General features: G+C 61.4%; 22 protein-coding genes and 3 tRNA genes. 9 read left to right on the forward strand and 16 right to left on the reverse strand.

From position 1 onward, the window contains the following. Nucleotide 1: 1 nt before the first annotated feature. The 7 genes from nuoF to NHAM_RS11300 are packed head-to-tail and all read right to left on the reverse strand — an operon-like array spanning nt 2 to nt 5,801. Nucleotides 2-1,327: an NADH-quinone oxidoreductase subunit NuoF gene (nuoF, locus tag NHAM_RS11270; protein WP_011510684.1), complete on the reverse strand. Its 1,326-nt coding sequence runs from the start codon at nt 1,325-1,327 to the stop codon at nt 2-4. Continuing rightward, entirely contained in the window at nt 1,327-2,013 is a 687-nt protein-coding gene (nuoE, locus tag NHAM_RS11275; protein WP_011510685.1) for an NADH-quinone oxidoreductase subunit NuoE, read from the reverse strand. Before nuoE ends, nuoF begins: the two co-directional genes overlap by 1 nt. A 14-nt stretch (nt 2,014-2,027) precedes the next feature. Beyond that, a complete protein-coding gene (locus tag NHAM_RS11280; protein WP_198137038.1) occupies nt 2,028-2,990 on the reverse strand; it encodes an FkbM family methyltransferase in 963 nt (320 codons plus the stop codon). Continuing rightward, a complete protein-coding gene (locus tag NHAM_RS11285) occupies nt 2,990-4,198 on the reverse strand; it encodes an NADH-quinone oxidoreductase subunit D (protein WP_011510687.1) in 1,209 nt (402 codons plus the stop codon). Before NHAM_RS11285 ends, NHAM_RS11280 begins: the two co-directional genes overlap by 1 nt. Further along, nucleotides 4,198-4,818, reverse strand: coding sequence for an NADH-quinone oxidoreductase subunit C (locus NHAM_RS11290; protein WP_011510688.1), 621 nt, complete (start codon nt 4,816-4,818; stop codon nt 4,198-4,200). The genes NHAM_RS11285 and NHAM_RS11290 overlap by 1 nt, the downstream gene beginning before the upstream one ends. A gap of 12 nt (nt 4,819-4,830) precedes the next feature. Further along, complete coding sequence (locus NHAM_RS11295) at nt 4,831-5,466, reverse strand: NuoB/complex I 20 kDa subunit family protein (RefSeq protein ID WP_086008316.1); 636 nt, start codon at nt 5,464-5,466, stop codon at nt 4,831-4,833. After that, nucleotides 5,436-5,801 carry an NADH-quinone oxidoreductase subunit A gene (locus NHAM_RS11300; protein ID WP_011510690.1) on the reverse strand — a complete coding sequence of 122 codons (366 nt, stop codon included), beginning with the start codon at nt 5,799-5,801 and terminating at the stop codon, nt 5,436-5,438. Before NHAM_RS11300 ends, NHAM_RS11295 begins: the two co-directional genes overlap by 31 nt. Nucleotides 5,802-6,129: 328 nt before the next feature. Between NHAM_RS11300 and NHAM_RS11305 the strand changes: the two genes are divergently transcribed. Then, on the forward strand, nt 6,130-6,324 hold the full coding sequence (locus tag NHAM_RS11305; RefSeq protein WP_011510691.1) for a hypothetical protein: 195 nt from the start codon (nt 6,130-6,132) through the stop codon (nt 6,322-6,324). A gap of 125 nt (nt 6,325-6,449) precedes the next feature. Here the strand turns inward: NHAM_RS11305 and NHAM_RS11310 are convergent. Next, nucleotides 6,450-6,526, reverse strand: a tRNA-Asp gene (locus tag NHAM_RS11310). A 212-nt stretch (nt 6,527-6,738) separates the two neighbouring features. Here NHAM_RS11310 and NHAM_RS11315 point away from each other — a divergent pair. The 3 genes from NHAM_RS11315 (at nt 6,739) to NHAM_RS11325 (ending at nt 8,877) form a co-directional block, all read left to right on the forward strand. Next, nucleotides 6,739-7,038 (forward strand): HU family DNA-binding protein, encoded by a 300-nt coding sequence (locus NHAM_RS11315; protein WP_011510692.1) that lies wholly within the window; start codon nt 6,739-6,741, stop codon nt 7,036-7,038. A gap of 151 nt (nt 7,039-7,189) precedes the next feature. Then, nucleotides 7,190-8,443, forward strand: a complete 1,254-nt coding sequence (gene pepT, locus NHAM_RS11320; RefSeq protein ID WP_011510693.1) for a peptidase T — start codon at nt 7,190-7,192, stop codon at nt 8,441-8,443. Nucleotides 8,444-8,556: 113 nt separating this feature from the next. Further along, a complete protein-coding gene (locus NHAM_RS11325) occupies nt 8,557-8,877 on the forward strand; it encodes a hypothetical protein (protein WP_011510694.1) in 321 nt (106 codons plus the stop codon). 17 nt (nt 8,878-8,894) lie between these two features. Here the strand turns inward: NHAM_RS11325 and NHAM_RS11330 are convergent, their stop codons facing one another. Next, nucleotides 8,895-9,752, reverse strand: a complete 858-nt coding sequence (locus tag NHAM_RS11330) for a class I SAM-dependent methyltransferase (RefSeq protein WP_011510695.1) — start codon at nt 9,750-9,752, stop codon at nt 8,895-8,897. Nucleotides 9,753-10,172: 420 nt separating this feature from the next. Here NHAM_RS11330 and NHAM_RS11335 point away from each other — a divergent pair, with 420 nt between their 5' ends. Next, nucleotides 10,173-10,391 carry a hypothetical protein gene (locus tag NHAM_RS11335; RefSeq protein ID WP_041358009.1) on the forward strand — a complete coding sequence of 73 codons (219 nt, stop codon included), beginning with the start codon at nt 10,173-10,175 and terminating at the stop codon, nt 10,389-10,391. Nucleotides 10,392-10,443: 52 nt separating this feature from the next. Here the strand turns inward: NHAM_RS11335 and NHAM_RS11340 are convergent. From NHAM_RS11340 to NHAM_RS11365, 6 genes are all read right to left on the reverse strand, one after another. Further along, nucleotides 10,444-10,520 (reverse strand) — tRNA-Val (locus NHAM_RS11340). Between the two features lie 225 nt (nt 10,521-10,745). Then, a complete protein-coding gene (gene lon, locus NHAM_RS11345; RefSeq protein WP_011510696.1) occupies nt 10,746-13,169 on the reverse strand; it encodes an endopeptidase La in 2,424 nt (807 codons plus the stop codon). 316 nt (nt 13,170-13,485) lie between these two features. Continuing rightward, nucleotides 13,486-14,760: an ATP-dependent Clp protease ATP-binding subunit ClpX gene (clpX, locus tag NHAM_RS11350; protein WP_011510697.1), complete on the reverse strand. Its 1,275-nt coding sequence runs from the start codon at nt 14,758-14,760 to the stop codon at nt 13,486-13,488. Nucleotides 14,761-15,185: 425 nt separating this feature from the next. Continuing rightward, a complete protein-coding gene (locus NHAM_RS11355; RefSeq protein WP_011510698.1) occupies nt 15,186-15,821 on the reverse strand; it encodes an ATP-dependent Clp protease proteolytic subunit in 636 nt (211 codons plus the stop codon). A gap of 333 nt (nt 15,822-16,154) precedes the next feature. Next, nucleotides 16,155-17,516: a trigger factor gene (tig, locus tag NHAM_RS11360; RefSeq protein WP_011510699.1), complete on the reverse strand. Its 1,362-nt coding sequence runs from the start codon at nt 17,514-17,516 to the stop codon at nt 16,155-16,157. 150 nt (nt 17,517-17,666) lie between these two features. After that, nucleotides 17,667-17,751: transfer RNA gene (locus tag NHAM_RS11365), tRNA-Leu, on the reverse strand. Nucleotides 17,752-18,000: 249 nt separating this feature from the next. Here NHAM_RS11365 and NHAM_RS11370 point away from each other — a divergent pair. Next, nucleotides 18,001-19,341 (forward strand): multicopper oxidase family protein, encoded by a 1,341-nt coding sequence (locus NHAM_RS11370; RefSeq protein ID WP_011510700.1) that lies wholly within the window; start codon nt 18,001-18,003, stop codon nt 19,339-19,341. A 14-nt stretch (nt 19,342-19,355) separates the two neighbouring features. Here the strand turns inward: NHAM_RS11370 and NHAM_RS11375 are convergent, their stop codons facing one another. Continuing rightward, nucleotides 19,356-20,855: a bifunctional ADP-dependent NAD(P)H-hydrate dehydratase/NAD(P)H-hydrate epimerase gene (locus NHAM_RS11375; protein WP_011510701.1), complete on the reverse strand. Its 1,500-nt coding sequence runs from the start codon at nt 20,853-20,855 to the stop codon at nt 19,356-19,358. A gap of 356 nt (nt 20,856-21,211) precedes the next feature. On the opposite strand from NHAM_RS11375, the gene NHAM_RS11380 reads away from it, so the two are divergent. The 3 genes from NHAM_RS11380 (at nt 21,212) to NHAM_RS11390 (ending at nt 24,476) form a co-directional block, all read left to right on the forward strand. Then, nucleotides 21,212-21,550 carry a P-II family nitrogen regulator gene (locus NHAM_RS11380; RefSeq protein WP_011510702.1) on the forward strand — a complete coding sequence of 113 codons (339 nt, stop codon included), beginning with the start codon at nt 21,212-21,214 and terminating at the stop codon, nt 21,548-21,550. Nucleotides 21,551-21,640: 90 nt separating this feature from the next. Further along, nucleotides 21,641-23,050, forward strand: a complete 1,410-nt coding sequence (gene glnA, locus NHAM_RS11385; protein WP_011510703.1) for a type I glutamate--ammonia ligase — start codon at nt 21,641-21,643, stop codon at nt 23,048-23,050. Between the two features lie 238 nt (nt 23,051-23,288). Next, the gene (locus NHAM_RS11390; RefSeq protein ID WP_011510704.1) at nt 23,289-24,476 is read left to right on the forward strand and encodes an AI-2E family transporter; all 1,188 of its coding nucleotides are present in this window, start codon (nt 23,289-23,291) and stop codon (nt 24,474-24,476) included. Nucleotides 24,477-24,548: the final 72 nt, after the last annotated feature.

A 24,548-nucleotide genomic window follows, 5' to 3' on the forward strand; every position in this document is an offset into this window, starting at 1 on the left:
CCTACTCCGCCGCGACCATGCGCGCGGGATCGAGGATGCCCTGATCGTCGCGGTCGGCGTTATGCGAATACTGGTCGATGCGCGCCTCGATCTCATGACGGAAGTGCGCGATCAGTCCCTGAATCGGCCAGGCCGCCGCGTCGCCGAGCGCGCAGATGGTGTGGCCTTCGACCTGCTTGGTGACCTCGAGCAGCATGTCGATCTCGCGCTTGTGGGCGCGGCCGTCGGCCATCCGGGTCAGCACTCGCCACATCCAGCCGGTGCCCTCCCGGCACGGCGTACACTGGCCGCAGCTCTCGTGCTTGTAGAAATACGAAATGCGCGCGATCGCCCGGATCAGATCGGTCGACTTGTCCATGACGATGACGGCGGCGGTGCCGAGACCGGAGCGCAGCTTGCCGAGGCTGTCGAAGTCCATCGGCGTATCGATGATCTGCTCGGCCGGCACCATGCGCACCGACGAGCCGCCCGGAATGACCGCCTTGAGGTTGTTCCAGCCGCCGCGGATGCCGCCGCAATGGGTGTCGATCAATTCGCGAAACGTGATTCCCATCGCCTCTTCGACGTTACAGGGACGTTCGACGTGACCCGAAATACAAAACAGCTTGGTGCCGACATTGTTGGGACGGCCGATCCCGGCGAACCAGGCCGCGCCACGGCGCAGGATATCCGGCGCCACCGCAATCGACTCGACGTTGTTCACGGTCGTCGGGCAACCGTAGAGACCAACATTGGCCGGGAATGGCGGCTTCAGCCGCGGCTGGCCCTTTTTGCCTTCCAGGCTCTCCAGTAGCGCTGTCTCCTCGCCGCAGATGTAGGCCCCTGCGCCGTGGGCGACATACAGATCGAATGGGAAGCCGTGGATATTATCCTTGCCGATCAGTCTGGCCTCATAGGCCTCGTCGATAGCGGCCTGGAGATGCTCGCGCTCGCGGATGAATTCGCCGCGAATGTAGATATAGCCGGCATGGGCGCCCATCCCGACGCCGGCCAGCAGACAGCCCTCGATCAAAAGATGCGGATCGTGCCGCATGATCTCGCGATCCTTGCAGGTGCCGGGTTCCGACTCGTCGGCATTGACGACGAGGTAGCTCGGCCGGCCGTCGGCGTTGTCCTTCGGCATGAAGGACCACTTCATGCCGGTCGGAAATCCGGCCCCGCCGCGGCCGCGCAGGCCCGACGCCTTCATCTCGCTGATAATCCAGTCGCGACCCTTGTCGACGATCGTCCTGGTGCCGTCCCACGCGCCACGGCGGCGCGCGCCGGCGAGCCGCCAGTCGTCGAGGCCGTAGAGGTTGCGGAAGATGCGATCCTTGTCGTCGAGCATCAGGTTTTGCCCTTTTTGGCCGCGTCATCGGCGGGTGCCGGCCGAGCGCTGGCCCGCTGTCCCCCCTCGCCTTTCGCAGCCGCCGTATTCAACGTGGTCGGACCGCCGACGGGTGCGGAAAACTGGCGGTCGATCTGGGGGCCGGGCTTCGGCGGTTGGCCCGAAGCAAACCCGTCCAGCACCTTGCCGAAGTTCTCCTTCGTCAGATCCTCGTAGGTGTCTTTCCAGATCAGCACCATCGGCGCGTTGACGCAGGAACCGAGGCACTCGACTTCTTCCCATGAGAAGTCACCATCTTTCGAGAGGTGGAAGGGCTCGTGATGGATGCGGTTCTTGCAGACGGCGAGGATGTCCTCAGCGCCGCGCAGCCGGCACGGCGTCGTGCCGCACACCTGGATATGCGCCTTCTTGCCGACCGGCTGAAGCTGGAACATCGTGTAGAACGTCGCGATCTCCAGCATCCGGATGTAGGGCATATCGAGCATATCGGCGACGGTGCGGATCGCGGCCTCCGACACCCAGCCGTCGTGCTGCTCCTGCGCGCGCCACAAAATAGCGATGGCCGCGGACGCCTGGCGACCCGCGGGATATTGCCCGATCTGCTTTTTGGCCCAGGCGAGGTTCTCCTCGCTGAACGCGAAACTCTCGGGCTGCTGTTCTTTCGGTGCCAGGCGGCGAACGGACATCGTACTCTAGTCTCTCAATGAACACGTTGCGACGCGGCCGCGTTCATGCGGCGAAAACGATCTTGCCAGAATGCGCTTGAGGTTCCGAACACGTTGTATCCAACGTGGGAGGCGACCTTGATGCGGTCCAGAATGGAAAGCTCTGTCAACGTCTCGAAACGGTTGCTGACGGGATCGTGCACGATCAGTTCCAACGGCGTCTGCTCAAGAATGTAGCGCGATACGGTGTGGTTTCGGTCATTGCCGTGGTCCTCGCACAGGATCACAGCGTCGCCCTGCAGCACGCGGGTGCCACCCTTGATGGCTTCGATCTCGACGCCTTCGACGTCGAGCTTGATGAGGTACTTGCCGTCGGGCGAAATCCGGCCGTCGTCGAGCAGGTTATCGAGCGTCAGCACCGGCACGTTCTCCCCGTCGGCATTGGCGCCGCCGGCGATGCTGAAGGCCTCATGCTTGGTGCCGGACAAGCGCGCAGTGCCGCGCGTCGCGCCAATGGCACTCTGCACCACCTCGAAGCGGTTGCCGTTGATGTCAGCATTGTTCAACAGCTTGGCGAAATTCTTCGACGACGGCTCGATCGCGATCGCCCTGCGCGATCCGAACGGCCGGCTGGAGACCAGCACCGACCAGTAGCCGTAATTGGCGCCGCAATCGAGCAGCGTGTAATCGACGTCGGCGGAGCCGCGAAACAGCAGTTCAAGCTCCTCTTCATACTTGAAGGAGCGATTGAGCAGCTTGCTCCAATAACCGTCGCCATAGGGAAACGCGAACGTAGCGTCGGAATTGAGCCTGACGGCGATATCGCGCTCAGGCAACGTCTTGCGCAGCAGGTTGGCGCAAAACCTGTAGCCGCGGTGCGAGAACAGCGACGACACCTTGGAGCCTGCCACCAGCGCCAGCGACGCCGCGCGCTCCCAGGCGTTGGCTCCCTCGATAACGCCGGAGGTCCGATCGAACTGGATGGGCGGCTGTGCGATCACCGGTCGACCTCTCCGAACACGATGTCGAGCGAGCCGAGAATGGCGGAAACATCCGCCAGCAGGTGGCCCCTGCAGATGAAATCCATCGCCTGCAGATGCGCAAAGCCCGGCGCGCGGATCTTGCACTTGTATGGCTTGTTGCTGCCGTCGGAGACGAGAAAGACGCCGAACTCTCCCTTGGGCGCTTCCACCGCCGCGTAGACCTCTCCCGCCGGAACGCGGAATCCTTCGGTGTAAAGCTTGAAATGATGGATCAACGCTTCCATCGAACGCTTCATCTCGGCGCGACGCGGCGGGAAGATCTTGTTGTCCTCGACCGCCACCGGCCCCTGCCCGTCGGCGGCGCGCAACTTGGCGATGCACTGCTTCATGATCCGCGCCGACTGTCGCATTTCCTCCATGCGGATGAGATAGCGATCGTAGCAGTCGCCGTTCTTGCCGATCGGAATATCGAAGTCCATTTCGGCATAGCATTCGTAAGGTTGCGCCTTGCGCAAATCCCAGGCCGCACCGGAGCCGCGAACCATGACGCCGGAGAAACCCCATTCCCAGGCCTGCTTCAGGCTGACCACGCCGATATCGACGTTGCGTTGCTTGAAAATGCGGCTGTCGGTCAGCAACGCATCGAGATCCGCCACGACCTGCAGGAACGGATCGCACCAGGCGTCGATGTCATCGATCAGCTTCGGCGGGAGATCCTGATGCACGCCGCCGATGCGGAAATACGCGGCATGCATCCGCGATCCCGAGGCGCGCTCGTAGAACATCATCAGCTTCTCGCGTTCCTCGAAGCCCCACAGCGGCGGCGTGAGCGCGCCGACATCCAGCGCCTGCGTGGTGACATTGAGAAGATGCGAGAGAATGCGGCCGATCTCGCAGTAAAGCACCCGGATCAACTGGCCACGGCGTGGCACCGCGATACCCAGCAGCTTCTCGGCCGCGAGACAGAAAGCGTGCTCCTGATTCATCGGCGCGACGTAATCGAGCCGATCGAAGTACGGAATCGCCTGAAGATAGGTCTTCTGCTCGATCAGCTTCTCGGTGCCGCGGTGCAGCAGACCGATGTGCGGATCGACGCGCTCGACCACCTCACCATCCAGCTCCAGCACCAGGCGCAACACGCCGTGCGCCGCCGGATGCTGCGGACCGAAATTGATGGTGAAGTTGCGCATACCGGGAGTTTCGGTACCAAGTGCTTCGGTCATCAGCCACCCGCCTTGCCGCCGGTCGCCTTCTCGTCACCCGGCAGCGGATAGTCCGCACCTTCCCACGGTGACATGAAATCGAATTTGCGGAATTCCTGATTGAGACGCACCGGCTCGTACACGACCCGCTTCTCGGCATCGTCGTAACGCACCTCGACGAAGCCCGTCAGCGGAAAATCCTTGCGTAGCGGATGTCCGTCGAACCCATAGTCGGTCAACAAACGCCGCATGTCGGGGTGCCCGGTGAAAATCACGCCATAGAGGTCGTAGGTCTCGCGTTCGAACCAGTCTGCGCCGGGAAACACATCGATCAACGATGGCACCTGCGTGGTCTCCGAGGCCTGCGCGTTCAGACGAATACGGGTATTCAGCGTCGGCGACAGGAAGTTATAGACCACGTCAAAGCGCTTCTCGCGGCCCGGATAGTCGACCGCGGTCACGTCGGTGATGTTGACGAAGCGGCAACGCTGATCGTCGCGGATGAAGCGAGCGACCTCGACAATCTTCGCGACCTCGACCGTGATACTCAATTGACCGAACGCCACGGAATGGCCGATGGCCGCGCCCGGAAGCGTGGCAACGATCATCTGACCCAAGGCATCGAGCCTGCTGTCGTCCATTCCTTCAAACCTTTAACGTTCGATGGTTCCAGTACGCCGGATCTTTTTCTGCAGCAGCAGAATGCCGTAGAGAAGCGCTTCCGCCGTCGGCGGACAGCCCGGCACGTAGACATCGATCGGCACGATCCGATCGCAGCCGCGCACCACCGAATAGGAATAGTGGTAGTAGCCGCCACCGTTGGCACACGATCCCATCGAGATGACGTAGCGCGGTTCCGGCATCTGGTCGTAGACCTTGCGCAGCGCGGGCGCCATCTTGTTGGTCAGCGTGCCGGCGACGATCATCACGTCCGACTGGCGCGGCGAGGCGCGCGGCGCAAAGCCGAAACGCTCGACATCATAGCGCGGCATCGAAACCTGCATCATCTCGACCGCGCAGCAGGCAAGACCGAAGGTCATCCACATCAGCGAGCCGGTGCGCGCCCAGGTGATGAGGTCGTCGGTCGCGGCGACGAAGAAGCCCTTGTCGGACAGTTCGTGATTGACCTCGAGGAAATACGGATCGCCGGCTCCCACCGGCCGACCGGTCCGTGGATCCAGAATCGAGGCCGCAGCCGGAGTCACGCGAGGGCCGCCGGCGGAGGAGGCCGCATTCGAGAACTTCGTGGTAGGAGAGCTCAATCCCATTCGAGCGCGCCTTTCTTCCATTCGTAGGCAAAGCCCACGGTCAACACTCCAAGAAACACGATCATCGACCAGAAGCCCGTGGCGTCAAGCTTGCCGAACGTAACCGCCCAGGGAAACAGGAACGCGACTTCAAGGTCAAAAATGATGAAAAGAATAGCGACCAGATAAAACCTGACGTCGAACTTCATCCGGGCATCGTCGAATGCGTTGAATCCGCACTCATAGGCCGAAAGCTTCTCCGGGTCAGGCTGCTGGTACGCGACAATAAAGGGAGCGATCAGTAGCACAGCGCCGATCACGGCCGCTATACCGATAAACACCACAAGCGGAAGATAGTTCTGCAAAATGCCGCCCATCGGCGCTTCCCCTCGCTGCGGTTGCTCGACCCGCAGATTTGTTAGGCTATTGGAACTTTTGAGAGGCTTTAGCCCAGTGCAAGAGGGGTGGCAAGATAGCCTATTTTGACGCACCCAGGACCGAGCTTTTACGGGTTGACAGCGACGCTTTGGCCGGAAAATCCCGCCCGCCAACCCTTGCCCGCGCATCCATCGGACACCACGCCGGCGTCCGAGACATCAGGCAAATGAAACCATTTCGGGGAGCCCGCGAAGCGAAGCTGAAACAAACCGGATTTATTGCTCTTGCCCACGGCCCCGCGGCGGCGCCGGGAGACAGGAGGCGACTATGAACCACTCGATCCAGAGCGCGGACCGCGCCACCCACCTGAAGATCGTGGTCGTCACACTCGTCGTTGGCGCCGCGCTGACAGCTTTCGGCACATCCCTCCGTCCAAGCACCGACTTCGTCCAGACCGTCCATGTGATCAAGGCCGGGCAACCAACGATGATATCCAGTTCGGGGACATCCCTGGTGAGGTGATTTTGGATTTCGGGCCGGGAATCAAAGCGGCCATCGGGCGGCTTTGCATATTGGCGTCAGTCCGCAGCCGCCGTCATGCGAGCCTTGCGTCAGATTCGAACGTTGGGGATCAAGCCGGAAAAGACTGGCGCGAGAGACGGGACTCGAACCCGCGACCTCCGCCGTGACAGGGCGGCGCTCTAACCAACTGAGCTACTCCCGCGGATGTCGTATCCGCACAGAGCCGAGGACTTAAAGGCGGGGCCTTTCCAAGTCAAGGCAGTTGCAGATCTCCTTAACTGGCAAGATTTTTTGAGCGGTCGACGCAAAAAACCGGCTGTTTACAGGCAAAACGGCGTGGTCGGTGCCTCCCCGAATCAACCGAGGCCTGATACGCCTTACGTTCCGAAGCCATCAACGACGAGGAGGGCATATATGGCGAAGAAAGCAGCGACCCCGAGCACCGTGACGCTGAAGCATCTGGCGGCAGCATTGGCCGAAGACCATGAATTGTCGAAGAAGGCCGCCGAGGCGATCCTGAGCGACATGGTCACCCGTATCACCAAGCACCTCAAGAAGGGCGAACGCATCCGCATCGTCGGCCTTGGCATCCTCCAGGTTCGCAAACGCGCCGCCCGCAAGGGTCGCAACCCGGCCACCGGCGAGGAAATTCAAATCAAGGCCTCCAAGAAGGTCGCATTCCGCGCCGCGAAGGAACTCAAGGAAGCCATCTAACCAGAACGCCGGATCAGGACGCTTTTAACCGCCTGGGGCATCCGCCCGCTCGACCGGGTTGCAGTGGGCAACGCCGGAACGGCAGATTTCGTTGACCTGATTTCCTGAATATACGACTTTCCCGGATATAGGGCCCCTGCCCTGAGATACGATGGCCGCTGCCATGACATTCAAGCACACTGTAACGGAGCGCTTTCTGCGCTATGTCGTCATCGACACCCAGTCGGACCCGGCGTCTTCCACGTGTCCATCCACCGAGAAGCAGAAGAATCTTGGACGCCTGCTGGTGCGCGAGTTGCAGGAGATCGGCGTCGCGGATGCCCACCTCGACCAGCACGGTTACGTCTACGCGACGATTCCGGCGAACAGTTCCAAGCAGGTTCCCGTCATTTGCTTCTGCTCCCACATGGACACGTCGCCCGACTGTTCAGGGACAAACGTCAGGCCGCAGATCGTCAGGGATTACCGCGGTGGTGACATCAAACTCTGCGGCGATCAGTCGCAGGTCATCCGCGTCATCGACAACCCGGCGCTGGCCGATCAGGTCGGTAATGACATCGTCACGTCGGACGGCACCACGCTGCTCGGCGCCGACAACAAGGCGGGCGTCGCCGAAATCATGGATGCCGCACAGGTTCTGCTTGCCGATTCCCGGATCCAGCATGGCACCATCAAGATCCTGTTTACGCCCGACGAGGAAATCGGGCGTGGCGTCGACAAGGTCGATCTGGAAAAACTGGGCGCAGACTTCGCTTACACCGTTGACGGCGAGACCGCGGGTCATATCGAGGACGAGACCTTCTCGGCCGATGGTGCGGTTATTACCATCGAGGGAGTCAGCGCCCATCCCGGTTTCGCCAAGGGCAGGATGGAACATGCGATCAAGATCGCATCCCGCATTGTGGAGCGCCTCCCGAAAGACACCTGCTCGCCCGAGACCACCGACGGCCGCGACGGTTTCCTGCATCCGACCGGCATCAGCGGCACGCTGGAGCGCGCGACACTCAACTTTATCGTGCGCGATTTCACCGATGCCGGCCTGAAGGAAAAGGAAATCCTGCTGGAGGAAATCGTCCGCGACGTCTTGGCGGATTTCCCGCACTCGACGTATCGGCTGGACATCCAGCCGCAGTATCGCAACATGAAACAGGTTGTGGATCGTCATCCCGAGATCGTCGACAACGCCATGGAAGCGATCCGCCGCGCCGGTCTCAAACCTGTCAAAGGCAGCATTCGCGGCGGCACCGACGGGTCGCGGCTATCGTTTATGGGGCTCCCATGCCCCAATATCTTCGCCGGCGAGCACGCGTTCCATTCACGCACCGAATGGGTCAGCGTGCAGGACATGGAAGCCGCAGTCCGGACCATCGTCCATCTTGCAGCGATCTGGGAAGAACGCGCCTGAAGGATCTGATATCGCGGTCAATGATGGCGTTCAATCGAAACAGCGCGCAACGACATCGTTAATCTTTCCTAAACGCCAGGAGATATGATCCTCGAATCAACGAGGATTCAAAAATGCTGCGCACCATCTTGCTTGCGGTCATCGGCCTCGTCGCGACGGGAGCGACGGGGTCAGCCGCCGACCTTCCGGTGCATAGCCGCATCGGCGTAATCTTTGCCGAGCCTGCTCCGTCTCCGCGCGCCCGTGTCGTCCATGAGAAGGAGAAGGATTACCCGGAGAGCGCGCTCTACCGTTTTCGGATAGCGCCGCCGGTGCCCGGCTATTACGGACGGCCGAACGATTTCTACTATCGCCCCTACTACGAGGATCGGTCGGCGATCTCGTTCTATTTCGACCGATTACCCTACGCCTGCGGACTGTACGGATATTGCTAGCTAGCCTGCCGCCGCGATCATGGGTTGCGCGCGGTTACGATCCAGATCGATGCCGGAAGCACAACGGCCTGCTCTCGGACGAACGGAGCAAGCGCTTCACGGATCGACCCCGCCGCCGCCGCGATGACATCAGCAGGCTGCCCCTCAAGCGCGCGGCTGGCCGGACCGATCTGAAGCGCGGACTCGACCGCGGCGTCGAGCCCGCCGCCGACCGAAATGTCCAATGCGAGATCGCAGGCTTCCATCGCTATTTCGGAGAAACCGGCCTGGCCGAGAATACGGTGAACGCGCGCCTCGGACGCGAACGAGAACGGGCCGGGGTCTTCCGGCCCCAGCTCGGGAAGTTTCGGAACATGGTTATAGGCCGCCTGGAGCGGAGCCATGAGCCAAGGATTGAGGCGAGGCTCCCGCCAGCAAACGAATGTCAGCCGGCCGCCCGGCCGCAACGCCTGGCGCAGATTGGCGAACGACACGGCCGGCTCCGCAAAGAACATCACGCCGAACCGTGAGGCAATCAGATCGGACCGCGCCGGTTCGAACGGATGTACTGTGGCGTCGGCGAGCAGGAACTCCACCGGAGCGCCTTCCGGTGCGACTTGCCCGGCCCGCTCCAGCATCGGTGCCGAGATATCGACGCCCAGAACGCGGCCAGTAGCACCGACTCGTTCCGCAAATGCCCGGGTGGTGGCGCCGCAGCCGCAGCCGACATCGATGATGCGTTCACCCGGTACGATTTGCGCGCGATCGAGCAGGATGGCGGACACCGGCGCCAGCATCTCATCCTGCGCCTGCTGCCGGTCGACCCAGTGCTGGCCGCCGGGCCCATTCCAGTAAGCGATCTGTTCCGCGTTCTGCGCCTGAAGGATTTCCACCATCGCTGCTCCCGCGGGAATCTGAAATCAACAGACTGGTAGGCGACGAGAGATTCGAATTCCAAACCTTCCGTTGGAAACGGTGCCGCCCTTCACGAAATCAATGACTTAACGATGATTTCGACGGAGGTAAACCGTGAACGATTCAGCAACTTCGGGACAATCCGCGCCAAATACAATCCAGGCCAAATAATATGCCACACCTGCGCAGGTTGGCGAAATTCCCCTACTGTCCGCCGCCCCGAAGTTGAGGTGGAGCCCACGCGAGGGCTGTAACCGCGAGCCGGGGTCGCGTAAAGGTGCCGACCTGCGTATGGGATTGCGCCATGGGATACCGACCATGAATACTGGAACAACCGGCCTTCCCGCGCAAGAAAGATACGCGGCTTGTGATCGCACACTCGATCAGGATGGAGAGGTGAGATGGAAGATGAAGAAGATAAGCGGATTGTCGAGCATGGCCCTTCCATCGGCGAATACCGCCGGGAGTCAATTCCGGAATACATCGTCGATGCGAACGGCGATCGGTTTGAGTTTGATCGCATTGCACTCGAGGGCTATGGCGGGCTTGAACCGTCGCAGCTAGCCCGGGACGAATGCCTTATGTCGCCGGGTTTGATCTATCGTAAAGTTTCGTCATGATCGGCCCTGCGCCGAGAGTAAAATCGGTGTGCCAGCTTAAGTTCTTGATTTGTGGTAGGCGGCGAGAGATTCGAACTCCCGACCCTCTCGGTGTAAACGAGATGCTCTAACCAGCTGAGCTAGCCGCCCTCGCCTCCTGTTTAGCTCTGACGCGCCCCTGCATGCAAGCCGCCACCGGTCGCAGTTGCAGCGCGGGTTCATCGGCAACGTCTCGCAGATCGATCTTCGCGCGAAAGCCAGGAATCCGAAGCCGCATCGTCCGTCGATACCCCGCGATCACCGGCAGGCATAATCGGCCCATAGCGCAAACGGCGCCCTCTCAGGGGCGCCGTTTCGTTGGTTAGCTTAAGACGTTCAGTGCGCGGTCAGACCGCCGGCAGCCTCGTCAGTCGCATCGCCGACCGGAAGCTTGGGATCCTCCTCCCAAACGATCGGCTTCGGCGGCCGCACCAGCGCCCTGCTGATCACCTCGTCCATCCGCGCGACCGGAATGATGTCCAGTCCACCCTTGATGGCGTCGGAGATCTCCGTCAGATCCTTGGCATTTTCGTCGGGAATCAGCACCGTCTTGATGCCGCCTCGCGCCGCAGCCAGGAGCTTCTCCTTCAGGCCGCCGATCGGCAACACCCTGCCGCGCAGCGTGATCTCGCCCGTCATCGCGATGTCGTGCCGGATCGGAATTCCGGTCAGCACCGACACGATCGTCGTTGCCATCGCCACGCCGGCCGAAGGACCATCCTTCGGAGTAGCTCCTTCGGGAACATGGACGTGGATATCGCGCCGCTCGAACAGCGGCGGCTCGATCCCGAAGGTGATCGCGCGCGAGCGGACATAGGACGCCGCCGCCGAGATCGATTCCTTCATCACGTCGCGCAGGTTGCCGGTGACCGTCATGCGCCCCTTGCCGGGCATCATCACACTTTCGATCGTCAGCAACTCGCCTCCGACGTCGGTCCACGCCAACCCGGTCACCACGCCGACCTGATCGTCGCTTTCGATCTCGCCGTAGCGATACTTCGGCACTCCGAGAAATTCCTCGACAGCCTTCTCGGTGACCTTGACCGACTTCCTCTTCGACAGCATCAGCTCCTTCACCGCCTTGCGGGCAAGCGTGGAGAGTTCGCGCTGCAGGTTTCGCACGCCCGCTTCGCGGGTGTAGCGACGGATGATGAGCAGAAGCGAGTCGTCATCGATCGACCACTCCTTCGAATCCAGGCCGTGCTTGGTGAGCGAGTTCGGAATGAGATGCTTGCGGGCGATCTCGACCTTCTCGTTCTCGGTGTAGCCGGCAATCCGGATGATCTCCATGCGATCCATCAACGGTCCGGGAATATTCAGCGTATTCGCGGTCGTGAGGAACATCACGTTGGACAGATCGTAATCGACCTCCAGATAGTGGTCGTTGAAGGTCGAATTCTGCTCGGGATCGAGAACCTCAAGCAGGGCCGACGACGGATCGCCGCGGAAATCGGCGCCCATCTTGTCGATCTCGTCCAGCAGAAATAGCGGATTCGAAGTCTTGGCCTTGCGCATCGACTGGATGATCTTGCCGGGCATCGAACCGATATAGGTCCGACGGTGACCGCGAATCTCCGCCTCGTCGCGCACGCCGCCGAGCGACACGCGCACGAATTCGCGGCCGGTCGCCCGCGCGATCGACTTGCCGAGCGAGGTCTTGCCGACGCCGGGCGGACCGACGAGGCACAGGATCGGTCCGGTCAGCTTGTTGGCGCGCGACTGCACCGCGAGATACTCGACGATACGGTCCTTGACCTTCTCAAGCCCGTAGTGGTCGGCGTCCAGCACTTCCTGCGCGGCATTTAGATCCTTCTTGACCTTGGACTTCTTGCCCCACGGAATCGATATCAGCCAATCGAGATAGTTGCGCACCACGGTGGCTTCGGCCGACATCGGAGACATCTGCCGCAGCTTCTTCAGCTCGTGCTGGGCCTTCTCGCGAGCTTCCTTCGAGAGCTTGGTCTTGGCGATCTTCTCTTCCAGGTCGGCGAGTTCGTCGCGACCCTCGTCGTCGCCGAGTTCCTTCTGGATCGCCTTCATCTGCTCGTTGAGATAGTACTCGCGCTGGGTCTTCTCCATTTGGCGCTTGACACGCGAGCGGATGCGCTTCTCGACCTGCAAGACCGAAATCTCGCTCTCCATCAGACCGAGCACCTTTTCCAGGCGCGCCGTAGCCGACAGCGTTTCCAGGATGCCCTGACGATCCGCGATCTTGGCGGCGAGGTGCGAAGCCACGGTATCGCCGAGCTTGGCGAAATCCGTGATCGCCTGCACAACACCCACGACCTCGGGCGAGATCTTCTTGTTCAGCTTCACATAGCTTTCGAAATCCGACACGACCGAACGCGCCAACGCTTCGGCTTCGACGCTGCTGGTGTCGGTATCGGCCAGCGCGACGGCTTCGGCCTCATAGTAATCGGTGCGGTCGGAATATTTGGTGACGCGCGCGCGATCCAATCCCTCGACCAGCACCTTCACTGTGCCGTCGGGAAGCTTCAGCAGTTGCAACACGCTGGCGAGCGTCCCGATTTTATAGATCGAATCCGGCTCAGGATCGTCATCCGACGCGTTCTTCTGCGTCGCCAACATGATCAGCGCATCGTTCTTCATGACCTCTTCGAGCGCCTTGATCGATTTCTCGCGGCCGACGAACAGCGGCACGATCATATGCGGGAAAACGACGATGTCGCGAAGCGGCAGCACCGCGTAAGTATGGCTTTCTCCGTGAACGATAGCTGGCCTGGGTTTTGAGGCGGTCATGGCCTTGTTCCTTTTGTTGCGCCCCCTTGTACGCAGCCCGCAGATCGCGCGCAACCGCCACAAGGTGCCGAGTTTTCCGGAGAAGAATGGGCCTTTTGCGAACCGATGGCCTCACCTGCCCTGGGTTGTGAAACAGCGAACGCACATGCGTCGCCGCCGACAGCATTAGGTGGCCATCGACCGCCAGCGTGTCAAGTCGAGGAAAGCGGCGACTTCCAGGGACTACAAGACTGTCATTTGTACAGCCGGCTGCCGCCGCGCGGAACGACCGGCAGCAACGCTTCGCGGCGACGGGAGCGCGCCAGGGACGCCTCGATCAGGCGCTGGCGCTGGTCTCGCTCGCGCGATCCGAGCGATCGGCGTAAATGTACAGCGGCCGCGCGGTTCCCTCAACCACTTCGCGCGAGATCACGACCTCCTCGACCCCTTCCAGACCCGGAAGATCGAACATGGTCTCGAGCAGGATGCTCTCGAGAATCGAACGCAACCCGCGCGCGCCGGTCTTGCGCTCGATCGCCTTGCGTGCGATCGCACCCAGCGCCTCGTCGGCGAACGTCAGTTCGATGTTCTCCATCTCGAACAGCCGCTGATACTGTTTCACCAGCGCATTCTTCGGGTCGGTCAGGATCTTCTTCAGCGACGCCTCGTCGAGATCCTCGAGCGTAGCGACGACGGGCAGACGCCCGACGAATTCCGGGATGAGGCCGTACTTCAGCAAATCCTCCGGCTCGACATGCCTGAAGATTTCACCGGTGCGGCGATCTTCCGGTGCGAGCACCTGCGCGGCGAAACCGATCGACGTGGTCCGCCCGCGCGCGGAGATGATCTTCTCGAGACCGGAGAACGCGCCGCCGCAGATGAACAGAATATTCGTCGTATCGACCTGCAGGAACTCCTGCTGCGGGTGCTTGCGCCCTCCCTGCGGCGGCACGCTCGCAACCGTGCCTTCCATGATCTTCAACAATGCCTGCTGCACGCCCTCGCCCGATACATCACGCGTGATCGAGGGATTGTCGGACTTGCGCGAAATCTTATCGATCTCGTCGATATAGACGATACCGCGCTGCGCACGCTCGACATTATAGTCCGCGGACTGCAACAGCTTCAGAATGATATTTTCGACATCCTCGCCGACATAGCCGGCTTCGGTCAGCGTCGTCGCATCCGCCATCGTAAACGGAACATCGAGGATCCGCGCCAGCGTCTGCGCAAGCAGCGTCTTGCCGGACCCGGTCGGGCCGATCAGCAGGATGTTCGACTTCGCGAGTTCGACGTCGTTGTGCTTGGTCTGATGATTGAGCCGCTTGTAGTGATTGTGGACCGCGACCGAGAGCACCTTCTTGGCATGGCCTTGCCCGATGACGTAGTCGTCCAGGACCTTGCAGATTTCCTTCGGGGTCGGAATGCCGTCGCGCGATTTCACCAGCGAGGATTTGTTCTCCTCGCGAATGATATCCATGCAGAGTTCAACGCATTCGTCACAGATAAATACGGTGGGCCCCGCAATCAGCTTGCGTACTTCGTGCTGACTCTTGCCGCAAAACGAACAATACAGCGTGTTCTTGGAGTCGCCCGTACCGACCTTACTCATTCCTGTCTCCGTCCGCCGTTCGGTCTCGCCTGTCCGTCTGCTCGCCTGCTTCGTTCCGGCACATCCGGGGAAGCAAGGTTACATATGAGCAAAGTCCGTACCAGGAAAGACCCTGCGCTCTCAATCTCGCGCGAATCGCGGCTAGTTCGATTCTCCTGCGCACACTCGCTAGCTGAACTCAGCTACCGAACCACGATGACCGCCGACTATCAAGAATTCGCTAATCGGCCGGCCTCCCGCACCGTAACAGTAGCGCGATTTGGCTCGACAACGCGACTCTCTTTGATCAAATTCAGTCCAGCGTTGCGCTATTGTCACGCCAGTCAAGCGGAAACGCCACGAAAAAGGAACTTTTCAGAAAGTATCGCGGCGTGATCGTCGGCGGTGCCGGGTTGGACCGGATCAACCGGCCCGTTCAGCCCACGCTATGAAGCTTTGGGGGCAGCCGGCTCTTCGGCGCGCTTGTCGATCACCTTGTCGACAAGGCCGAAATCGCGGGCCATATCGGCGGTGAGGAACTTGTCGCGCTCCAGCGCGTCCTCGATCGCCTTGTAGGTCTGCCCCGTATGCTTGACGTAGATCTCGTTGAGCCGCTTCTTGAGATTCAGGATTTCCTGGGCATGCAGCATGATGTCCGTCGCCTGCCCCTGGAAGCCGCCGGAGGGCTGGTGAACCATGATGCGCGCGTTCGGCAGTGCATGCCGCATATCCTTTTCGCCGGCAGCCAGCAGCAACGAGCCCATCGACGCGGCCTGTCCGGTACACAACGTTGCGACCGGCGGACGAATGAACTGCATCGTGTCGTAGATCGCGAGCCCCGATGTCACCACGCCGCCCGGCGAATTGATGTACATCGAGATTTCCTTCTTGGGATTATCGGCTTCGAGGAACAGAAGCTGCGCGACGACCAGCATCGACATGTTGTCCTCGACCGGCCCGGTCACGAAGATGATGCGCTCCTTCAGCAGCCGGGAAAAGATGTCGTAAGCCCTCTCGCCGCGATTGGTCTGCTCGACCACCATCGGCACGAGGTTCATGTAGGTTTCCACTGGATCGCGCATTGATCACCCAAAAGTTTGTGTCAGCAGTTAGCGGCGACGGACATCCGGGCCAAAACCGACAATCTTCGGCTTTTCCGGTGCGGACGAACGTCCCGTATGCAGGACTCGGCAAGCACGGCCCACAGATATGAGCCGATCGCTCGGGCGACAAGGGAGCCGCACCGCAGCGGCCGAACCTAGTGGTCCTTCGATTCGAACATTCGCATCCACTCCACCGTTCAAGCCGATTCGCAGTGCATAACCTAGCGGTGACGGCGTCGCGACGCTGGTTTCGACCAATATCCTTAATATCCGGCGCGGGCCGGACCCGAGGCCCGATCGACGCGCCGCCCGTCAGGCCTCGGTACTGTGCGCCTCGTGATCTTTAAAGAGATCCTCACGAGTCACCTTCTTTTCCGTGACGGTGGCGAGTTCGAGAATGAAGTCAACCACCTTGTTTTCGAACAGCGGCGCACGAACCTGAGCCAGGGCCTGGGGGTTTTTCTGATAGTAGCTCCAGATCTCCTTCTCCCGCCCCGGCGTCTGGCGGGCGCGACTGATCACTGCGCGGTTGATTTCGTCATCCGTGACCTTGATCCCGTTCTTTTCGCCGATATCGGAAAGCACGAGGCTGAGCCGTACCCGGCGGTCGGCGATCTGGCGATACTCGACCCTGGCGGCCTCTTCGGTAGTATTCTCGTCGGCGAAGGTCTTCTTGTTCGTCTCCATCTCCGTCGTAACCGTCTTCCACACCTGTTCGAATTCCTCCTCGACCAGCGACGGCGGCGCATCGAACTTGTGCGTATCGTCGAGGCGGTCGAGCAGCGCGCGCTTGAGATGCTGCCTCATCGCGCGGGCAAATTCGGCGCTGAGCTGCTCGCGGACGACTTGCTTCAACTGATCGAGTTCCTCCAGACCGAGCAACTTGGCGAACTCGTCGTCGATCTTGATGTCCTGCGGTGCCTCGATCAGGCTGGCCTTGGTCTCGAACTCTGCGTCCTTCCCGGCCAGGTCGTTCTCCATATAGTTGCTGGGGAAGGACGTCTTGACGACGCGAGTCTCGCCGGCGCCGATCCCGACCAACTGCTCTTCGAATCCCGGAATGAGGGCGTTCGATCCGAGCACGACCAGAACGTCATCGCTGCTGCCGGCCTCGAACAACTCGCCGTCGATGGTGCCCTTGAACGAGATAGTGACGCGATCGCCATTCTCGGCCTTTGCGCCCTCCGCCCTGGCGGAGTAGCTGCGGTTCTGATCTGCGATCCGCTTGATGGCCTCGTCGACGTCGGCATCGGAGACATCGACCACCGGCTTTTCGAGGCTGAAAGTCTTGAAGTCCGCAAGCTCGATCGCCGGCACGACTTCGATCGCCACGCTGTAGCTGAGGTCGGATTTGCCCGCGAGGATATCCTCGATCTCCTTCACCTCCGACGGCATCGTCACCTTGGGATTACCCGCAAGCTTGAAGCCGCGGTCGGTGGCGATTTGCATATTCGTATCGCGGATCGTGTCCTCAATGGTTTCGATCATGACGGACCGGCCGTACATCTTCTTGAGATGGCTGACCGGCACCTTGCCAGGACGAAAGCCGTCGAGCTTCACCTTGTCCTTGAGGTCGACCAGCCGCGCATCCGCCTTGGCCGTGATTTCAGCGGCCGGAATGCTGATCTGGAATTCGTGCCTCAGTCCCTCGGCGAGGGTTTCGTTCACCTGCATGGCGTCAATCTTCTTCCGCTTGGCCCGGCCGGAACGGCCGGATCATTGTCAATCGGTCGATGCGCGGCGAAACGCCTGCATCGGTGTACGGCCGGCATATATCCACCCGGATAGCTGCCTGAAATCGTTCTGCTCAAACGCTGTGGCGTTTGGTGCGGGCGGAGGGACTCGAACCCCCACAACTTTCGTCACTGGAACCTAAATCCAGCGCGTCTACCAATTCCGCCACGCCCGCTACGAGCATCAATCCGGCCTGCGATGCCGAGCATGATGCCGAAAAATGCGCAGCGGCTTTCGGTAGACGTCATGCTCCAACGAGTCGAGATCGGGCGCACCAACGGCACCGGGCTCCCCCCCCGGTATCATCAACGCGCTCAATGGGGCGGGCTTATAACATGCAGATACCGGTTCGCAGCAAAAAAATGGCCGTTCGGCCCGCCGGAGACTGCTGGACAGACCCCCGCGAACATGATCCGCATCGGCAATGACGCGCCGTCCTGTTCAGATCACCCGGAGGCATCTGCTGGCCGGCTTCGGGGCTGCCGCCGCGGCGGGGCCGGTGGCCGCGATCCACGCGCAATCGCGGCATCCGCAGATACTTGCCTTTGATGCGGCGCCTGCCCCCCTTTTACTCGGGCCGGATCGACGCGAAACCGCGGTCTGGTCGCTGCGGGCCGACGGGTCCTCGGCAATCCCGCGTTTCCGCCAAAGCGAGGGCATCGACCTTGTCATGAACAACGGCCTTCCGGCGCCGCTGGTCCTGAACTGGCACGGGATCGATGGCGTGCCTTCCATCGAGCCGTTGACCGCTCGACGGCCGGCTTCGCCGGGCAAAACCGACCGCTATTCGCTCCCGTTGAGGCAGGCCGGTACTTTTCTCTGCGATGGTCGCCTCCTCGGAGACGGTCTGGCGCAGCCCTCGCCCGCACAGGCCCTGATCGTCGAGGAGCGGACGCCGGTCGAGGTCGACCGCGACGAGGTCATGCTGATCGAGGACTGGCGGCTGGACGCCGAAGGGCTTCTGATCGCTCCCGGTCCCGGAGGAAAGAAGGCAGGAGCCCCAATCTACCTGGTCAACGGAAAGCCCTCGCTCGACCTCACTTTGCGTCCCAACGAACGACTCAGACTCAGGTTCATCAATGCCTGCCAGCGCAATGTAATTGCTATCGGAATCCAGAATCTGGATGTTCGGGTCATGGCGATCGATAGCCAGCCGGCGGAACCGTTTCTGGCCCGCAACGGGCGATTGGTGCTGGCCCCGGGGACCCGGATCGACGCCGTTATCGATGCGACGCTCCCCGCTGGAACGACATCAGCCGTCACCCTGCATGACGGCGGCGGCAGTCCGCGACAGATCGTTGGACTGCACATCTCCGCCGACAGTCCCGTTCGGCCTGCACCCTTGCCGGCTCCCGCTCCGTTGCCGTCCGAGAGCCTGCCGACCCGGCTCGATCTCAAGACTGCGCTGCGCGTCGACATGCCGCTGGCCTCCTCCGGAGGGACTCCGACGTCGTGGGGCCCGCCGACGCACTTCAGTACGGACTGGACCCCCGCGTTTCGCGCAAAGCGCGGCCGACCCGTGGTGCTCGCGCTGTCCAACCCGGCAGCAATCCCCATGGTGTTTCATCTGCACGGCCATCACGTCCGTCTGCTCGACCGGCTCGACGACGGGTGGAAGCCGTTCTGGCTGGATACCGTGCTGGTCGATGCCGGGCAGACCCAGCGTATCGCTTTCGCCGCGGACGTGGCCGGGGCATGGCTGATGGAGGCGATGGCCGTCGAATGGAACGCGCCGCGCCAGGTCCGCTGGTTCGCGGTGGAATAGTTCAGTGGAATAGCTCAGTAGTCGATCCCGAACCGATCATAGAGCCGCCGCAACACCGCCGGCAGCACCTCCGGCAAATCCTCAGCGATCAGCCCCGGGCCCGCCTCGTGCCCTGCCTCGCCGTGCATCCAGACGCCGATGCAGGCCGCATCAAAAGCCGGCACGCCCTGCGCCAGCAGCCCGCCGATCATGCCGGACAGCACGTCGCCTGAACCTGCCGTGGCCAGCCAGGGCGGGGCGTTGGCCGCGATCGTCGCCCGCCCGTCGGGTGAGGCCACCACTGTATCGGGCCCCTTGAGCAGGACAATCGCGCCCGAACGTCCGGCCGCGGCGCGCACCCGCTCAAGTTTTGAGCGAAGTGGATGTTTATTGCTCATCTCACTGAAAAGGCGACGGAACTCGCCTTCGTGCGGTGTCAGGATAATGTCGGTATTCCCGGTTTCCTTGATGGCCTCGAACAAACGCGCCGGCAGATCGGCAAAACTCGTCAGCGCGTCGGCGTCGAGCACAAGCGCCGGCTTGGCCGCGAGCGCCGTCAATACGAGCGCGCGGGTCTCCTCCCCAACTCCAGCCCCCGGTCCGATCACGCAGGCATTGAGGCGCCGGTCCGTCAGGATTTCCGCAAACCCGGCAGCGCCGTTCATGCGCCGAACCATCACGGCAGTCAGCGACGCTGTGTTCGCACCCAGCGCGTCGTCCGGCGAGAGCACGCTCACAAGCCCGGCTCCGGCCCGCAGCGCGCCGCGCGCCGACAATCGGGCAGCGCCCGTCGAGGTCAGATCGCCGGACACGATGACTGCGTGTCCTCGCGCATATTTGTGCCCGTCGATACGCGGCACCGGAAACGCGCCTTGCCAGTAATCCGGGATATTCTCGAAGGTTGCGGGACGAATCTTATCCAGCACCACATCGGAGATGCCGATGTCGGCAACGCGCACCCGGCCGCAGTGAATTCGGCCGGGCAGCAAGAGATGCGCCGGCTTCTTGCGAAAGAACGTCACCGTCTCCGTGGCGCGTACAGCGACACCCATGATCGCGCCGGTGGTGCCGTTGATGCCGCTCGGCAGATCGACGCTGAGCACAGGCGCGCCGTTGGCGTTGATCGCCTCGATCATCGCCTGAGGGTCGCCCGTGACCGGGCGGTTGAGCCCTGCGCCGAACAGCGCGTCGATAATCAACGCGGGCGAGCCGAGCGCGGACAGGTCGCAAGGCAGCACCCGCCCTTTCCAGCCCTTCGCCGCGAGCGCGGCATCGCCCTTCAGGCTGTCCCGCCCGCACAGCAGGATAACCGAAACGTCGTGGCCGCGCGCCGCCAGTTCGGTCGCTGCGACAAATCCGTCCCCGCCGTTATTGCCGCACCCGGCGGCAACCAGGATCGGACCTTGACCGGCGAGGTCGGTGGCCGCATCCGCCACCGCCTGTCCGGCATGCAACATCAGAGCGAAGCCCGGCGCACCAGCCGCAATAGCAAGCCGGTCAGCCTGCTCCATTTCACCGGTCGTCAGAATCTCCATGGCCTCACCCCCACCCGATCCTGAGGCAAAGAGCTAACCGTCTTACAGACGCACAGCTGCACAAAAAATAAACCCGTTGCCTAATTTGTAATCCCACAGATGCTCCGGCGCACTGCTATGACATGCAAAGTCACGCTTTAATCACCTGATAACGTTTGAAAATTTCAGGCCTCTGCGAGTTGGCACAAAGCCTGCTTTGAGAGAGCCGTTTCGATCTGTGGTGTCCACTGGCAGGTAATGAAGCGTGTCTCGCGACTTTTGTCCGTCCGAAAACCAGTGCATGACCGGTGCTGCAGGCGGCAGTGTGAGCGCGCATCGGCCACTGGCTGGAAATCGGAAGCGCCAGGAGACGTTCAGTGAAGAAGATCGAAGCCATCATCAAACCGTTCAAGCTCGACGAAGTAAAGGAAGCGCTTCAGGAGATCGGATTGCAAGGCATCACCGTGATCGAAGCAAAAGGCTTTGGCCGGCAGAAGGGGCACGCCGAACTTTATCGCGGCGCGGAATACGTCGTGGACTTCCTGCCCAAGGTCAAAATCGAGATCGTGATCGGCGATGATCTGGTCGAAAAAGCCATCGACGCCATCAGGCGCGCCGCCCAGACGGGCCGCATCGGCGACGGCAAAATCTTCGTGTCCAATATCGAGGAAGCCATTCGGATCCGGACGGGGGAATCCGGCCTCGACGCCATCTAGACCCTTTGAGAGCGACATCCACACATCAAGCCATACCAACGGCCGCTTCGCGCTGCCGATCACCACGACCAGCAGAGACAAGGGGTATTTATGAAGACCGCCAGCGACGTCCTGAAATCAATCAAGGACAACGACGTAAAGTACGTCGATCTGCGATTCACCGATCCGCGGGGCAAGTGGCAACACGTCACCTTCGACGTCAGCATGATCGATGAGGACATTTTCACCGAAGGCACGATGTTCGACGGCTCGTCGATCGCCGGTTGGAAGGCGATCAACGAGTCCGACATGATGCTGATGCTCGACCCGGCGACGGCCGCGATCGATCCGTTCTTCGCGGAGACGACGATGGTCATCACCTGCGACATCATGGAGCCCTCCACGGGCGAGCCCTATAACCGCGACCCGCGCGGCATCGCCAAAAAAGCCGAGGCGATGGTGAAATCGATGGGCATCGGCGACACCGTGTATATCGGCCCCGAAGCCGAGTTCTTCGTTTTCGACGACGTGCGTTTCTCGGCCGATCCCTACAACACCGGCTTCAAGCTGGATTCGTCCGAACTGCCGACCAACTCGGCAACGGAGTATGAAGGCGGCAACCTCGGCCACCGCATTCGCACCAAAGGCGGCTACTTCCCGGTCCCGCCGCAGGACTCGGTGCAGGACATGCGCTCCGAGATGCTGGGCGCCATGGCCAAGATGGGTGTCAAGGTCGAGAAGCACCATCACGAGGTGGCGTCCGCCCAGCACGAACTCGGCATGAAATTCGACACGCTGACCTACATGGCCGACCAGATGCAGGTCTACAAGTATTGCATCCACCAGGTGGCGCATATCTACGGCAAGACCGCCACTTTCATGCCGAAGCCGATCTTCGGCGACAATGGCTCCGGCATGCACGTCCACCAGTCGATCTGGAAGGACGGCAAGCCGACCTTCGCCGGCAACAAGTACGCCGACCTGTCGGAAACCTGCCTGCACTACATCGGCGGCATCATCAAGCACGCCAAGGCGATCAACGCCTTCACCAACCCGTCGACCAACTCCTACAAGCGCCTGGTCCCGGGCTACGAGGCGCCGGTGCTGCTCGCCTACTCGGCGCGCAACCGTTCGGCGTCGTGCCGCATCCCCTACACCACCTCGCCGAAGGCCAAACGCGTGGAAGTTCGCTTCCCCGACCCGATGGCCAATCCGTATCTCGCCTTCGCGGCGATGCTGATGGCGGGCCTCGACGGCATCAAGAACAAGATCGATCCGGGTCCGGCCATGGACAAGGACCTCTACGATCTGCCGAAAGAAGAGTTGAAGCAGATTCCGACGGTCTGCGGCTCGTTGCGCGAGGCGCTTGAAAGCCTCGACAAGGACCGCGCCTTCCTGAAGAACGGCGGCGTGTTCGACGACGACTTCATCAACGCCTATATCGAGTTGAAGATGACCGAGGTGGAGCGCTTCGACATGACCCCGCACCCGGTCGAATTCGACATGTACTATTCGTACTGATTGGCTCTCGGTCTCGAAAACCAAAACAGGCGCTCCTGACGGAGCGCCTTGTTTTTTGACGCCACCCCCCTCGTTTCATCTCCGGCCGTAGCAGCGGGCCGCGGCGGCGGGATCAGCCCGGCCCGTTTCAGGCGACAGTTCGCCCGACGCCCGGTCGGCGTCAGACCAGCACAGCCGGCGGCGCTTGATCCGGACGGCGTTTTAACGGAACACTGCGGGCTCAGAACCGGAGGCGACCGTGACCGACTTCACCGCAGGCAAAGGGCAAACCCGGACGGATCTGGCATGGGCGATTGCGACCGGAGGGATCGGCATCGTCCTGTTCGCGGCCCTGCTGGTGTTCGCCTGGGAATTTGCAGCGACGCTTTTCCTGATCTTCGCCGGTGTGCTGCTCGGTGTCGCTCTCAACGCCATCACAAATCTGCTCGGCCGGGTCGTCCGCCTGCCTCATGGATTGCGGCTGACGATCGTCTGTCTGGCGCTCGCTGCGGCGTTGTCAGGCGTCGTGGTTCTCGGGGGAACAACAATCGCGGACCAGACAACGGTTTTAAGCAATACCCTCAAATCGCAGCTTGTGAACCTCAAGGCCTTCCTCGAGAAAAATGGCGTAGACACCAGCTACTTCAATCTGACCAATCTCAATGCATCGTCCGAAACCTCGAAAGCTTCCGGGACTGCAAGAGCTTCAGGACCCGCAAGAGCCTCCGGAGCCGCAAAAGCCGAAGAGACGCCGTCAACAAATGTTCAGCACAACTTGCCAAGCGCCGGCGCGCTGGCCTCTAGCGGTTCCGCAATTGTCAGCCAGACCCTGAAGCTCATCCTCGGCACCGTCAGCGCCGTCGGAAATTTCTTCATCGTGCTGTTCCTTGGTCTCTGCTTTGCCGCGCAGCCAACTCTCTATCGTAAAGGCTTGCTCGGCATGGCGCCCGCGAAACACCGTGCGGCGGCGACGATTCTGGTCGACAGGATCGGCGACACCCTGGAGCGCTGGCTGATCGCCCAGATGGTCACCATGGCCGCGGTGTTTCTGGTGACCTGGATCGGCCTCGAGATCATCGGTATCCAGAGCTCCTTCATCCTGGGCATCCAGGCCGGTTTGCTCGCCTTCATTCCGACCATCGGCGCGCTGCTCGGCGGGTTGATCGTCGTGCTGGCGAGTCTGGCGTCGGGATGGGTGGCAGGCGCGAGCGCATTCGTGCTGTTTCTCGGCGTCCATGCACTCGAGAGCTACATCCTCACGCCCATCATCCAGCGTCAGGCGCTCGACATCCCGCCCGCGACGCTGTTCGCGTTCCAGATATTGCTCGGCGTTGTCTTCGGCGTATGGGGGCTGGCGCTTGCCCTGCCCCTGCTCGCGATCGGCAAGGTCGCCATCGATTATTTGCGCGAGGATGGCGAGCAGCGGTCCATCAAAGCCGCAAGTTAGCCAGAGCGTTTTCGAGCGAAGTTGGATACCGGTTCGCGTAAAGAAAACGCGTCAAATCAAAATCATAGAGCC

This window comes from Nitrobacter hamburgensis X14, assembly GCF_000013885.1.
Classification (GTDB): domain Bacteria; phylum Pseudomonadota; class Alphaproteobacteria; order Rhizobiales; family Xanthobacteraceae; genus Nitrobacter; species Nitrobacter hamburgensis.